The sequence below is a fragment of the Rossellomorea sp. NPDC071047 genome (assembly GCF_050270195.1).
Lineage (GTDB): Bacteria > Bacillota > Bacilli > Bacillales > Bacillaceae_B > Rossellomorea.
Window position 1 is genome coordinate 386,855 of the sequence record NZ_JBNNJT010000003.1, and the last position, 13,377, is coordinate 400,231.

At 42.0% G+C, this 13,377-nt stretch carries 13 protein-coding genes; 8 read left to right on the forward strand and 5 right to left on the reverse strand.

The window, feature by feature from the left end:
• The 3 genes from ACQKFO_RS13870 to ACQKFO_RS13880 all read right to left on the reverse strand — a co-directional run bounded on the left by ACQKFO_RS13870 (nt 1) and on the right by ACQKFO_RS13880 (nt 2,710).
• The gene (locus ACQKFO_RS13870; RefSeq protein ID WP_427599379.1) at nt 1–903 is read right to left on the reverse strand and encodes a helix-turn-helix domain-containing protein; all 903 of its coding nucleotides are present in this window, start codon (nt 901–903) and stop codon (nt 1–3) included.
• A 413-nt stretch (nt 904–1,316) separates the two neighbouring features.
• Nucleotides 1,317–1,706, reverse strand: a complete 390-nt coding sequence (gloA2, locus tag ACQKFO_RS13875) for an SMU1112c/YaeR family gloxylase I-like metalloprotein (protein WP_427599381.1) — start codon at nt 1,704–1,706, stop codon at nt 1,317–1,319.
• A 77-nt stretch (nt 1,707–1,783) separates the two neighbouring features.
• Nucleotides 1,784–2,710 carry a manganese-dependent inorganic pyrophosphatase gene (locus ACQKFO_RS13880; protein ID WP_427599382.1) on the reverse strand — a complete coding sequence of 309 codons (927 nt, stop codon included), beginning with the start codon at nt 2,708–2,710 and terminating at the stop codon, nt 1,784–1,786.
• Between the two features lie 176 nt (nt 2,711–2,886).
• On the opposite strand from ACQKFO_RS13880, the gene ACQKFO_RS13885 reads away from it, so the two are divergent.
• The gene (locus ACQKFO_RS13885) at nt 2,887–3,168 is read left to right on the forward strand and encodes a hypothetical protein (RefSeq protein WP_427599384.1); all 282 of its coding nucleotides are present in this window, start codon (nt 2,887–2,889) and stop codon (nt 3,166–3,168) included.
• A gap of 115 nt (nt 3,169–3,283) precedes the next feature.
• Nucleotides 3,284–4,063: a plasmid pRiA4b ORF-3 family protein gene (locus tag ACQKFO_RS13890; protein WP_427599385.1), complete on the forward strand. Its 780-nt coding sequence runs from the start codon at nt 3,284–3,286 to the stop codon at nt 4,061–4,063.
• Here the strand turns inward: ACQKFO_RS13890 and ACQKFO_RS13895 are convergent.
• Nucleotides 4,057–5,112 (reverse strand): DctP family TRAP transporter solute-binding subunit, encoded by a 1,056-nt coding sequence (locus ACQKFO_RS13895; RefSeq protein WP_427599387.1) that lies wholly within the window; start codon nt 5,110–5,112, stop codon nt 4,057–4,059. The two genes, ACQKFO_RS13890 and ACQKFO_RS13895, sit on opposite strands and share 7 nt — an antisense overlap.
• 75 nt (nt 5,113–5,187) lie before the next feature.
• Here ACQKFO_RS13895 and ACQKFO_RS13900 point away from each other — a divergent pair, with 75 nt between their 5' ends.
• The 6 genes from ACQKFO_RS13900 (at nt 5,188) to ACQKFO_RS13925 (ending at nt 12,127) form a co-directional block, all read left to right on the forward strand.
• On the forward strand, nt 5,188–6,798 hold the full coding sequence (locus tag ACQKFO_RS13900; protein WP_427599389.1) for an ATP-binding protein: 1,611 nt from the start codon (nt 5,188–5,190) through the stop codon (nt 6,796–6,798).
• Entirely contained in the window at nt 6,782–7,471 is a 690-nt protein-coding gene (locus tag ACQKFO_RS13905; protein ID WP_427599391.1) for a response regulator, read from the forward strand. Before ACQKFO_RS13900 ends, ACQKFO_RS13905 begins: the two co-directional genes overlap by 17 nt.
• 156 nt (nt 7,472–7,627) lie before the next feature.
• The gene (locus ACQKFO_RS13910) at nt 7,628–8,626 is read left to right on the forward strand and encodes a TAXI family TRAP transporter solute-binding subunit (protein ID WP_427599392.1); all 999 of its coding nucleotides are present in this window, start codon (nt 7,628–7,630) and stop codon (nt 8,624–8,626) included.
• A 42-nt stretch (nt 8,627–8,668) separates the two neighbouring features.
• Entirely contained in the window at nt 8,669–9,142 is a 474-nt protein-coding gene (locus tag ACQKFO_RS13915; RefSeq protein ID WP_427599393.1) for a DUF1850 domain-containing protein, read from the forward strand.
• Nucleotides 9,143–9,157: 15 nt separating this feature from the next.
• Nucleotides 9,158–11,320 carry a TRAP transporter permease gene (locus tag ACQKFO_RS13920; protein WP_427599394.1) on the forward strand — a complete coding sequence of 721 codons (2,163 nt, stop codon included), beginning with the start codon at nt 9,158–9,160 and terminating at the stop codon, nt 11,318–11,320.
• A 15-nt stretch (nt 11,321–11,335) separates the two neighbouring features.
• On the forward strand, nt 11,336–12,127 hold the full coding sequence (locus ACQKFO_RS13925) for an SDR family oxidoreductase (RefSeq protein WP_427599396.1): 792 nt from the start codon (nt 11,336–11,338) through the stop codon (nt 12,125–12,127).
• Between the two features lie 49 nt (nt 12,128–12,176).
• Here the strand turns inward: ACQKFO_RS13925 and ACQKFO_RS13930 are convergent, their stop codons facing one another.
• Nucleotides 12,177–13,247 carry an SDR family oxidoreductase gene (locus tag ACQKFO_RS13930; protein ID WP_427599397.1) on the reverse strand — a complete coding sequence of 357 codons (1,071 nt, stop codon included), beginning with the start codon at nt 13,245–13,247 and terminating at the stop codon, nt 12,177–12,179.
• Nucleotides 13,248–13,377 lie beyond the last annotated feature (130 nt).

Genomic DNA, 13,377 nt, shown 5'->3' on the forward strand with positions numbered 1-13,377 from the left:
TTAAGCCTGAAATTCATTTTCGATCTTTTCTTTTATTTTTTCTATATTCCCTTTGATGAAATTGGATAACTTCAGGTTGTATTGTATATCAAAAAGCATCGCTGCTTTATCAAGATAAGGCAGCGCTTCCTTATACCTCTCTTGCAACTCCAGGTTATACCCAATATGATAATTTAATTGAGCGAATCCATATAAAGTTTCTTCTTGAATAATCCACCGGATACCTTCTTCACAATACTGGATAGACTCATGATAGTTTCCTAGCCTCGTGAATACCCTGGCGATATTATATAAGAGCCTCGTTTTAATGGACTTGTCTTGAAGTTGGTCGTTATATGTTAGAGCATCATTTACACCTTGATAAATTTCTATTGCCCGATCATAATTATGACGACTGAATTCCAGTATCCCCATACTGATGAATATATTCATTTCACGCTCAGACATGGCCTTTTTCTGATTATAGGTCAGGGAGAGTGCCTTCTCTAAAATGATCAATGCTTCCTCTTTGTTTTGCTCTACCTCATTCACATATATTCCTTTATGCCAGTAGAGAAGCTGAAGGTTTGTTTCATCTTTTAAAAATAAAGGATTCTTCTCTTCTGTTCGAACGATCTCAATGATTTCATCATATTTCAATTTCACTCTTAATTTTTTTAGTTGACGTTCAACTTCTTTTACGTAATCCAGGCGAGGAGTCGTACCAATCTCGAAAAAGTAATTCACATCAACCCCAAGCTTCTTGGAAATTTGATAAAGAGACGTAGCACTTGGATAAATATCCCCTTTTTCAATTCGGCTGATCAGGGCTTGAGTACAAATTCCGTCTGCTAGTTCACCCTGAGTCAAACCCACGACTTTTCTCAACTCTTTGATTTTTTTACCGATGACAGAATTGTCCACAAACCCACCTCCCTAAAATATTAATATTTTTATATTTTAACAGGAAACATGCAAATTTTTTAGGGAAATCATCATATATTCTCTCTTAAGATGCTAAACCGCCAATACATCCATTTTAAATATATGTTTTAATATATCTAACGACAAATTACAATACCTTTTGATGGCACTTCTCCTTGTGGGAAGTGCTCTTTTTTTTTACACTTAGCGACAAGCAAAAATATTAATATCTTTATATTAATATAGAAAAAGAAGATATTCGTAAGGAACTCCTTCATATTTCAAGGAAAATCGTTCTACATCCATAATTCATAGTTATTCTATTTATGTTTTAATTATCTTAACGACAAATTACAATACCTTTGGACAGCACTTCTCTTTATGGGAAGTGCTCTTTTTTTAGGGACGGACCTCTACTTGCTTTCATAGAGTTCTAATGGGAGACCATCTGGATCTTCGAAAAAAGTGAATCGTTTGTGAGTATAAGGGTCTATTCTTATTTCCTCCGTTTCAATACCTTCTTTTTTAAGAAGTCTTACAGTCTCTTCAATATCCTCTACTTCCAATGCTAAATGACGTAACCCTCGTGCTTCTGGATAACTTGGACGTGCTGGAGCAGTGGAAAAGGAGAATAGCTCGATAACATATTCCCCATTTAACGCGAGGTCCAGCTTGTAAGAATTCCTCTCTTCTCTGTAAACCTCTTGTATGACCTCAAAGCCCAGTTTGTTGACATAGAAGTTCTTTGATCTATTATAATCAGAGCAGATGATAGCAATGTGGTGTATTTTTCTAAAGTTCATATGGTGACAGGTACCTCCTGTATTTTATTAAAACAAAAAAGAAGCAGTCACATAAACTGCTTCCTCTCCGTTACCTATTATTTCATCGCATCCGTCAACACAGGTACGATTTGTTTCTTACGTGATACAACGCCTTTTAATAGGGCTGTATTGTTTTGAAGTGTTACATTAAATGCTTTTTCCACTTCAGCAGCTTTGCTTCCAAGAGCCAATGCCGTTGAGTCATTTTCCAGAATGTCAGTCACAACTAGTAGGAAAAGATCAAGTCCTTTTTCTTTGATCATTGTTTCCATCGCAGCTTCCACTTCTGCCTGGCGTCCGAATACGTCATTCGTGTCCACAACGTTAATTTGCGCTACTTCAACTTTCGCGTTACCCATGGAGAATTCTTTCGCATCAAGGGTTACAAGCTCCGCAACTGATTTCGTGCTCATGTTGGCACCGGCTTTTAACATTTCCAAGCCGTAAACTTCAGCATCAACGCCTGCGATTTCAGCCAGTTCATTTGCTGCAGCTACGTCTTCATCTGTGCAAGTTGGAGATTTGAATAAAAGGGAATCCGAAATAATTGCTGAAAGCATCAATCCAGCCATTTCCTTCGTTACCTCTACTCCTTTTTCCTTGTAGATCTTATTTAAGATCGTTGCCGTACATCCAACCGGCTCTGCACGGTAGTATAAAGGATCTGCCGTTTCGAAGTTGGCGATACGGTGGTGGTCGATCACTTCAAGAACGCGTACTTCCTCGATGTCTACCGCGCTTTGCTGGCGCTCATTATGGTCAACAAGGATAACCGTATCTGTTTCACCGGCAACCTTTTCAACCAAACGAGGGGCGTCAACGTTAAAGTAATTAAGGGCATATTGTGTTTCACCGTTCACGTCACCTAAACGTACAGGCTCGACGTCCATACCGATTTTTGTCTTCAAATCAGCATATACAAGTGCTGATGTAATCGTATCTGTATCTGGATTTTTGTGTCCGAAAATAAGTGTTTTACTCATCATCATTCTCCTAACTCTATGTAATGGTTATCATTGATTTCTCTCTTTACATTTTCTTATATTACCATATTTAAAAGCAAAACCGTATCCGTTGGGCAAGATTTTTTCCAATGATTATGAAGGCAGTATTCCCAAATTCTGTGTTATACTGTGGGGACAAGGAGGTGATAAATAGTATGGATCAGGTATTACAAGCCACAAGAGAGTTGCAAGGGCAAATGACACGTTTTGAAGAAAATATGAATGCACGTATGACGAAATTAGAAACTCGGATGGATAATATCGAAAGCTGTATTGACAGGATTGAATCCCGCATGGACAAGCTCGAATCCAGAATGACCGTCCTCGAAGAAAATCAGCAAGATACCCAGGATAACATCACGATTCTGGTAAAGGAAAATTGCGATCACAAAAAAGATCTCCATAAAGGAAAACGACGGGTGGGGATGGAGCAATAACCTCAGAACCTTTCACTCCCACTCTTTCCTCTTCTGTGAACACTACCTCAAGTTGCATCCCAATCGTAAAATCTTATACATCCATTTATTTTCCCTAAACCAAAGGAGGATACCCATGCTAAACCGCAACGATCTCCTGCATCGTCTCATCAATAAAGTAAAGACCACTGATGAATTCAATCACCTTTCCGCTCAAGACCAGAACAGACTTGAATCTGCCTTAAATGAGCAATTCCTCGCCCCGGATGTAAACCAAATTCTTCATGAGGAAACGTATCAGGAAATTGATGAAGATGAAAAATTCACGATTTTAGAGAAAAAAACCTTTCAATTAAAAATTTCGATAAAGGGTGCAAAACCACCCATCTGGAGACGGGTGCTCATACCTAATACATTATCCTTTCATCAGCTTCATGAAGTAATCCAAACATCGATGGGCTGGACAAATTCACATTTATACTCATTCGAGGGAATACAGGGAGTTTTTGAATACCCTGACGAAGAATATGAATTTCGTTCAGATTTAGCACGTGATTCCAAAATAGCCATCATTGGAAACTTTTTAGTCAGTGAGAAAGATACGATCTCTTATACCTATGATTTCGGGGACTATTGGCAACATCAGATTCTCCTAGAGAAAATCACAAGGGACCAAGGACTGACCTTCCCCGTTTGTATAAAAGGAAAGCGAAATTGCCCCTTAGAAGACAGCGGAGGCATTGATCGCTATCAACATGCTTTAAAGGTTCTATTAAATACTGAAAAAATGGACGAGGACGCCCAGTTCTTCAGAGAACAGTTTGGTGATCACGATCCCGAAGAATTCGATTTGGAAGAAACCAATGAAATGTTAAAAGAGTTCGATTTTGAATACAAAACGGCAGACCTTTACTGAGGTCTGCCGTTTCTTTCACTAATCTCCCTCATTAATTCCTTCCCAATTTCATCTTCATATTCTTCATACAAAGGATCCAGCTTCTTCATCCATTCTTCTTTTTCTGAGTTCAGCAGAATGTGAATATCCAAATCAGTATTCCTTTTTAGTTCGCGCATATGATCATCATTGATTTCAATCGAATGCCTGCGAATCCACCCCGTCGTTTGCTTCATCGCTTCTTCAATTTCCACCTGGTACTCTTCAGGCAAGTCCTCCCAAAATTCTTCGTTCATTAAGACAACATAACCTAAGTATGTATGATTGCTGACTGTAAGATACGATTGATGGTCATAAAGCTTCTTCGAGTAAATATTCGAAATGGTGTTTTCCTGTCCATCTATAAATCCTACTTCTAAGTTCTCGTAGATTTTATTAAAAGGCAGGTGACTTACTGCAGCCCCCATCCTTTGATATTGATCTTTTATCACTTCACCCGGCATCGTACGGAAGTGGAGCCGATTGAAATCACCCGGCCTGATCAAGGGTCGCTGACTATTGGTGATTTGTTTAAATCCGTTATACCAAAAGGTAAGTCCTTTCACGTTTTCTTGTTTTTCTACCTTTTTAAGTAATATATCTCCTATATTCCCCTCAAATGCCCGTTGAACATCGTCATAGCTATCAAACGCAAAGGGTAAATCGAACACACTATACTCTGGAACATAAGCAGAGACTTTAGACGTGGCGGGGATAATCATTTGAACATTATTATTTTTAAGAGCATCCCATTCACTGATATCCGAATAGAGCGAGCCGTTCGGGTAGATCTCAACCTTCACTTTTCCCTTGGTATTCTTTTCTACCAGTGCTTTAAAACGCCTGATTGCTTTTCCTTTCGGTGTGTTTTCGGAAACAACATGACTGACTTTAATGACAATAGCATCTTTCAGCTTTTCTTGATCGTCATCATATTCCGAGGTAAAGCCGGCCTGAGAATGAAATCCAACAAAATAGGCTGTAGCAATCCCTGTTAAAATGAACAACCCTATAAAGAAAAATGTTCTCAATAATTGGACCTCCCCTCTCTCCGTTCTACTAAAAATGGTACAATAACTTTGAATGAAGAGGAAGGAATATTCAGAATGAATCGAAAACAAATGCCCATTCGTTGGAAAATGACGATATTATCCTTTGGTGTAGTCCTGTTTGCGCTCATCATTGGATTTATTATATTTGTAGGAAAAGCGATTGAAATGAAGAAAGAAGAGTTGGGAAACCAGGCACTTATAACAGCCAGGACGGTAGCTAATCTTCAAAACGTGCAAAGCCATCTCGAGGATTCCGGTGGATGGGGTGAAATCCAGCCCATTGTAGAAAACATCAGGACGGTAAATAGCTCTGACTACATCGTCGTCCTTAATATGAACCGGATCCGTTACTCACACCCGTCCGATGAGCAGCTTGGGACCATCTCTGCAGGAAAGGATGAAGGCCCTGCTTTTGCCGAGCATAGTTATGTGACGACTGCTAAGGGTGAAATCGGTACGGCGGTCAGGGGGTTTGTTCCGATCATGAACGAACAGCACCAACAAATCGGTGTGGTCATTGTAGGTATCCTGCTCCCCTCTACACTCGATATAATGAGGAATCTTCAAAATGAACTTATCATTATAGGTGCTATCACTCTCCTGTTCGGCATCATAGGTTCATGGTTATTAGCAAGACAAATAAAGAAAGATACCTTTCAGCTGGAACCACACCAAATTGGAAAACTCCTGGTGGAAAGGACCGCTACTTTTCAAGCCATGAATGAAGGCATCATTGCCATTGATAATCAAAAAAGGATCACCGTCTTTAATGAGAAAGCCAAAGACATATTGGTGTTAAATGGAGACCCCACCGGAAAATCCATTCAAGAGGTACTTCCTTCTTCAAAATTACCGGATGTGTTACACAAGAAGGAACCGATTTATCATGAAGAAATGAGATTAGAGAACAAAATTGTACTAAGCTCCAGGGTCCCTATCATGGTAAACGGGGACATTGTCGGGGCCGTTGCCGTGTTTCAGGATCGAACAGAGATGACTCAACTGGCAGAAGAGCTGACTGGAGTGAAAGAATTCGTTGAGGCATTGAGGGTCCAAAACCACGAACACCAGAATAAATTACATACCGTTGCCGGTCTGATTCAATTAGAAGAAGGAGAGAAGGCTCTCGATTATATCTTTCAATCCTCTCAAGAAGAGGAACATCTCACCGCCTCCCTGACGGAGCAAATCAAGCTTGATAGTTTGACAGGATTACTATTGGGCAAGATCAGGAGGGGAAATGAAATGGGGATAGAAGTAAAGATCGATCCCGATAGCTACCTATCAACCCTTCCCCCGCTTCTGGATGAACATGATTTTGTCATTATCTTAGGTAACTTGATTGAAAATAGCTTTTATGCCCTAAAAGATTCTGGAGAAGATTCCAAAGTCATTACTGTCTATTTAAAAGAAGACCCTGACACTTTTTACATTGAAATAGAAGATAATGGAACAGGGATGACGAAAGAACAGCTTCCCTACTTATTTCAAAAAGGATACACCACCAAAGGGAATGATGGGTCAGGGATCGGCCTCTACTTGATTCATAGCATTATAGAGAAAGCAGACGGTCATATTAAAGTGGAGTCAACCCCGGGTGAAGGGACGTTATTCCAACTTACTTTTCCAATGAATGGAGGGAACGATCATGTCGGAACCGATTAACGTACTACTTATTGAAGACGATCCCATGGTTCAGGAAGTCAATCGAATGTTCATAGAACGTGTACCCGGCTTTAAAGTGTGTGCCGTTGCAGGAAATGGACAGGAAGGAGCGGAAAAGGTTGCTTCCTATCAACCCGACCTTGTCCTCCTGGATAACTTTATGCCTAAACAAAATGGCCTTGAAACCTTACAAGGCTTCCGAAATCACGATACAGACGTGGATGTGATTGTCATATCAGCGGCACAGGATAAAGAAACCATCAAGACGATGATGAGACTGGGAGTATTCGATTACATCATTAAGCCTTTTAAGTTTGAACGATTGAAACAAGCTCTTGAGAAATACCGATTGTTTAAACATCAAATGACTGGAGAGGGATCGGTGGGACAGCAGGATTTAGATCAGCTTCAGGGTGTTCCCTCTACCATTAAATCCCCCTCGGTGAAGGAAGAATTACCAAAGGGGTTGAACCAGCAAACGTTACAGCAGATCATACAATTTATAAAAGACCAGAAAAGCCCCTTATCAGCAGAAGAAACTGCTGAAGGAATCGGAATTGCCCGTGTAACAGCCCGTAGATATTTAGACTACTTACAGAAATCAGGACAGGTTCAAATCATGATCGAGTATGGCGGTATTGGACGCCCGATCAATCGATATCAATGGCAGTAAGAATGAATGAGGACACACCTCATTCTTTTTTTATTCTCCTCAACCGCACGCACTCCCGGACCAAAAAGACCAAAACGTCCTTTAAGTTCTAAATATTCTCATTTCAATATGTAAGCGTTACCATATTTAATAGGTAACTTAAAGGAGGACGAAACGATGAAAAAATTAAAATGGATCTCGATGGTGGCCATCATTTCATTACTACTAGCGGCATGTGGCAGTGATGGCGCAAGCGGCGGTGATTCAAGCAGTGGCGATGATTCTTCCAGCCAATCAATCGTATTCGGGACAGGTGGAACGTCCGGTGCTTATTATGCGATTGGCGGATCATTAAAACCAATTTTCGAGGAAAGTGATTCAATCGGGAATGTAACAGTAGAATCGACAGGAGCTTCTGTTGCCAATATACAGAACATTACGGACGGATTAAATCAAATGGCGATCGTCATGAGCGATGTTGCCTATGATGCGGCAGAAGGAAAAGGTCAGTTCGAAGGCAATAAAGTAGAGGTCCAGGCCCTTGCAGGCATGTACCAAAACGTAGTACAGGTAGTTGCTATGTCTGATAGCGGAATTAAGAGTATTGAAGATTTAAAGGGTAAGAAAGTGGGAGTAGGTCAGGTAGGCTCCGGCGTGGAACAAAGCGCGAAGAAAGTATTGGAAGCGGCCGGCTTGACGTATGATGACCTTGAAAAAGTCACTCACACAGGATACGCGGATTCTGTTCAGGAAATGAAAAATGGCACACTTGATGCTGCATTCTTCACTTCAGGTGTACCGAACAGTAATATTACTGACCTTATGCAGCAAAATGATGTATCGTTTATTGAAATCAAAGGAGATCTTGCTGATAAGCTAATGGAGAAATATCCGTTCTATAAAACATTTACGATTGAGTCAGGAGACGAGGCAAAATATAACCTGGATTCAAAAGTTGAAACCGTCGGGATCCAGAATATGCTGATTGTATCGAAGGACGTAAGTGAAGACACAGTGTACGACTTAACAAAACGTTATTACGACTACTTAGGAACAGACGCCGTTGCGGTTGCACCGCTTAAAGAAGTGAACCGGGACGAAATGGCGAAGGGCCTCATTGCTCCCCTGCACCCGGGGGCGAAGAAGTTTTATGAAGAAAAAGGATTACTGGAATAATAGAGAAAGGGCATCAATCCTGGTGCCCTTTTCATTCTATATATGAGAAAAAGAATACTGGGTGCCTCTGCCCTGCTCCTTCTTACCCTTCTCGCCATTGTCCCGATGAACACGATCGTCTTATCCTATGAGAATAAAAATATAGTAGTGCAGCCTGTTTTCAACCAAAAGGAATTTTCCATCCGCTGGACACACTCTGTTGAAAAAGAAGATTGGGAAGAATTTTTCCACATAAACGATAACACCATTAACTTGACCTCCACCCGTTTCAAAACATTTGGTGCCGGTGTCCCGGATAACGCAGGCAAAGACACCTTTATCAAAGATGGCTGGGTGTATATGACGAATATCCATCAACCGATTGGAGACACATTACGCTTCCAGACAGGTAAGAATACGAATCATCGTATTTCATTAAACGAACGGACTCTAGTACTCGATTCTCAGCGGTCCTACCAATTATCCGTGAGGTCCGTCCCTATGTATGAACTGATTTATATGATTGTAAATGATTAAGCGAGGTGACTCATAATGAAAAAACAAAAGAACACATCAGTGGAAGAGTTGGATCGGGAGGGAAATACGAGAAGCGGGTTTCCCAAAGTGATCGGTCTATTTATTTTAGTATTGGCAGCAGGGATTGCTCTCTTCCATTTATACACTTCTTATGCAGGGGCGTTAGTCGATGTAAAGCAGCGAAGCATCCACTTATATGGATTGATGGCCATTGGATTTATCCTGTACCCTTTTATTAGCAAAAAGAAAGGCCATCCTGTTCCATTTTATGACTATATCTTAAGCGGTTTGTCATTATTCGTAGGTATTTATATGTTATTCAGTGCGGAGCGAATCATTAAAATGGGAGGACAGATCAACGATACCGATTTCATCGTCGGAATACTCGTCATCGTCCTTCTTCTCGAACTGACAAGGCGTGTCACCGGCTGGGGACTGACCCTCCTTGCCCTTGGATTTTTAATCTATGGTCTCTATGTGAAGCTGGCCATCTATCCGGCATTGAATTCTCAAATCACATTGACCGTGACAAAGAAAATGATATCCCAGCTTGTTTACATCACGGAGGGGATCCTCGGTACAGCGATCGGCGTGTCGGCAAGCTATATCATTCTCTTTATCTTATTTGGAGCATTCCTTAGCCGCTCTGGCATGGGGAAATTATTTAATGACCTGGCACTGGCAGTTGCAGGACATACAAAAGGCGGTCCTGCTAAAGTTGCCGTTATAGCCAGTGGATTTCTAGGTTCCATTAATGGATCGGCTGTTGCCAACGTAGTGACAACCGGTGCCTTCACTATTCCATTGATGAAAAAGATCGGCTATAAAAAGGAATTTGCAGGAGCGGTCGAATCAGCGGCAAGTGTCGGTGGGCAGATCCTTCCTCCCATCATGGGTGCAGCCGCCTTCATTATGGCAGAGAACCTGAATATTCCTTATACCAAAGTGATCATGGCAGGTATCATTCCTGCACTGCTATTCTACATCGGTATCCTGCTTCAGGTGCACTTTAGAGCATCCAAACGCGGATTGCACGGAGTACCAAAATCAGAGTTGCCGTCGGTGAAAGCAGTGCTGGCCGAAAGAGGGCACTTAATCATTCCGATGGTGATTCTCCTGTACTTATTATTCTCAGGAAAAACACCGTTCTATGCTGCGTTCTGGTCGATATTGGCAACGATTATCATTTCCGGTTCGAAGCAGGTTCTGACGTTATCAACCCTTCTAGGAGTATTTTTCATTTACCAACCACAGGTGAATGGCGTCCTTTCAGGAGAAAGCATCCCTCCTCTTAAAAGCGGATGGTGGGAACTCCTGTTGATCGTGGTGATACCATTGGTCATCAATCTCGTTAGAAAAACAATGGATTTGGAAGCTGAAGAAATTGGCTTAAAGGATTGCGTACAAGCACTGGAAGAAGGAGCTAAAACGACAATTCCGGTGGCAGTCGCCTGCGGTGCTGTTGGAATCGTCGTCGGAGTTGCCTCACTAACCGGAGTTGCACTGGAGCTCGCCAACAGCATTGTCGGAATTGGTGAAATGATTGACAGCCCGCTCCTTCAGCTCGTCATAACGTTACTGCTGACAATGGTTACTTCCATCGTGCTGGGAATGGGTCTACCAAGTATCCCAACCTATATCATCACGAGTACCATGGCCGCACCGATCCTTTTACAGCTGCCACTGTTCCGTGAATTGGCCGGGTCGACGGAAACGGCCGTGTTTGTTGCTCATATGTTTGTGTTCTACTTTGGGATCTTTGCGAATATCACGCCGCCTGTCGCCCTGGCAGCGTTTGCCGGTGCAGGCATCAGTGGCGGTGATCCGACTAAGACCGGATTCCAGGCAATGAGGCTTGCCATTGCAGGATTTATCGTGCCATTTATGTTTGTGTTTTCCCATGAAATGCTGATGGTGGACGCATCCGTTACGAGTATTCTTGTTCTGACGGTTACTTCTGTTATCGGAGTGTTCCTGTTGTCGGTTTCCATCGAGGGCTATTTCAAAAAGAAAATCCCTGTCAGTATGAGATTGATAAGTGCTGTATCCGCTTTTCTCCTGATCTATCCTGGTTGGATAACAGACATTATCGGCTTAACCGTCTTCGTCTTTGTACTGTTTTGGAATTACCAAGGAAAGGGTAAACCGATGAATAAAGAGATCAATATTCCCAATTAAACGAGGTGGATTTTAATGGATTTTGGTTTGAAGAATAAAGCAGTGATTGTCACTGCTTCCAGTAAAGGATTAGGAAAAGCAACGGCACTCGAGCTTGCAAAAGAAGGGGCTCACGTGCTTATTTCCAGTCGAAATGAAGAAGAGCTTCAATCTACTGCAAAAGAAATCATTGAACTATCCGGGAATCAGAATGTTTATTTTGCAACATGTGACATGACAAAACCAAAAGACATTCAAGCACTCGTGGAAACAGCGGTAAATAAAATTGGAGGTGTCGACATTCTCGTCAACAACACTGGAGGCCCACCTGCAGGGGGATTCCAGCAATTTGATGATGAAGACTGGCAATATGCCTTTGAGCTTAACCTGCTCAGCTATATCCGTACCATCAGAGAGGTTATTCCCCATATGAAAAAGAATAAGGGCGGACGGATCGTCAATATCGCTTCTTCCTCCACGAAGCAGGCAATTGATGGTCTGATACTATCCAACACCTTCAGAACAGGAATTGTCGGGTTATCGAAGAGCTTATCAAGGGAACTGGCCCAGGATCACATTCTCATCAACACGGTAGGTCCTGGAAGAATCGCAACAGAACGAGTGGCTCAGTTGGATCAATTAAACGCAGATAAACATAATGTTTCTCTTGAGGAATTTAAGAAGCAAAGTGAAAAAGCTATTCCGATGGGAAGGTACGGCGAGCCTGAAGAATTTGCCCGGGCCATTACCTTCTTAGTTTCAGACGCCAACACCTATTTAACCGGTCAATCCCTCGTCGTTGATGGCGGGTTGGTTACCGCACTATAAAAAGGCAAAGCCCCAATGGCTCGTACCATTGGGGCTTTGCTTTTTCTGTTTATACCGTAACTTTTCCACCGTTAGGCTCGCAACCCGTCCGAATGATCATCTCAATCGTCTCATTCGACATATCCAAATGGGACACCACGGTACCTTCCATCAGGTCTTGAGTATTGCGATCATCAAATGTCAACGCCCCCGCCAGATACACCTTGAACACATCAATCAAGCTATTAAGCTTTACTTCCTCTTCATCCAACTCATACTCACCCGTGTTTTCAACGACCGATAAGTTCTCAAATTCAAGTGCTTCTTTTAACATTTTCAGCAGCTCGATGTTCTCAGGAGGATTCGGATTCGTAATATGATAGATTTTGTTCGCTTGGGCTTTTTCTGGAGCCAGGCTTAGAATGTCCGCCACATAATCCACGGGTACAAGATTGGAAGTTCCGTTTTTCGCCGCAACCAGTCTGTAGGTCCGTTCTTCCCCCCGGCGCCTTGCAGTCTTACGTTTAAACACCCCGAGAGCACGCATGAATCCGTACAGTGTGAATTGGGAGTCCGCTTCCCCCGTTTTAGAATCTCCTACAATAATAGCCGGGCGGAAAATGGACACATCCATTTTGTCTCGATAAGAAAAAACAAGATGCTCCGATTTCACTTTGCTTTCCTCGTATGGGTTGTGGAATTCTCCGTCTGCCGGATAAAGCTCCTCTATCCCTTCTGCCAGCTTTCCGACCGTGTAAGCCGTACTTACATAATAAAACTTCTTTGCTTGCAGAATGGAAGCTAGTTCAAGGATATGCTTGGTCCCATCGTAATTAGCAGCAAATAGTTCATCACGCAACTCCAAATCAAACTTCACCAGGGCTGCGAGGTGATAAACCGCATCGATCTTCCCTGTTAACCATTCAAGATCATCCTTACTCAAGCCGGCATTGGGAATCGTGATATCCCCTCGGAAAATATGAATTCTCTTTTGCTCATCCTCTTGAAAGGAATCTCTCAATCTCTCAGCCTTCTCTACATTTCTTACTAGAATATAGACTTCGTTACGTTTATGTTGTAAAAGGTTCTTGATGAGCCTTCCACCAAGAAAACCTGTCGATCCCGTTAAAAACAAATTCAAATTGATCACTCCTGTGGATTTCAACCTCTAGGGCCATTTTGTCTATCATAGCACATATTGAAAGCGGAATCGTGGTTAAAGAGCGAGTTGGAACATGATGTCAAAATTAAACAGAGGGACGGACCTTATA

What these genes read in the sequence shown, in the direction of transcription:
- ACQKFO_RS13900 (WP_427599389.1), top strand. Translation starts at nt 5,188, where the DNA reads ATGAATCGAAAACAAATGCCCATTCGTTGGAAAATGACGATATTATCC.
- ACQKFO_RS13910 (WP_427599392.1), top strand. Translation starts at nt 7,628, where the DNA reads ATGAAAAAATTAAAATGGATCTCGATGGTGGCCATCATTTCATTACTA.
- ACQKFO_RS13880 (WP_427599382.1), bottom strand. Translation starts at nt 2,710, where the DNA reads ATGAGTAAAACACTTATTTTCGGACACAAAAATCCAGATACAGATACG.
- gloA2 (WP_427599381.1), bottom strand. Translation starts at nt 1,706, where the DNA reads ATGAACTTTAGAAAAATACACCACATTGCTATCATCTGCTCTGATTAT.
- ACQKFO_RS13890 (WP_427599385.1), top strand. Translation starts at nt 3,284, where the DNA reads ATGCTAAACCGCAACGATCTCCTGCATCGTCTCATCAATAAAGTAAAG.
- ACQKFO_RS13905 (WP_427599391.1), top strand. Translation starts at nt 6,782, where the DNA reads ATGTCGGAACCGATTAACGTACTACTTATTGAAGACGATCCCATGGTT.
- ACQKFO_RS13920 (WP_427599394.1), top strand. Translation starts at nt 9,158, where the DNA reads ATGAAAAAACAAAAGAACACATCAGTGGAAGAGTTGGATCGGGAGGGA.
- ACQKFO_RS13885 (WP_427599384.1), top strand. Translation starts at nt 2,887, where the DNA reads ATGGATCAGGTATTACAAGCCACAAGAGAGTTGCAAGGGCAAATGACA.
- ACQKFO_RS13915 (WP_427599393.1), top strand. Translation starts at nt 8,669, where the DNA reads ATGAGAAAAAGAATACTGGGTGCCTCTGCCCTGCTCCTTCTTACCCTT.
- ACQKFO_RS13925 (WP_427599396.1), top strand. Translation starts at nt 11,336, where the DNA reads ATGGATTTTGGTTTGAAGAATAAAGCAGTGATTGTCACTGCTTCCAGT.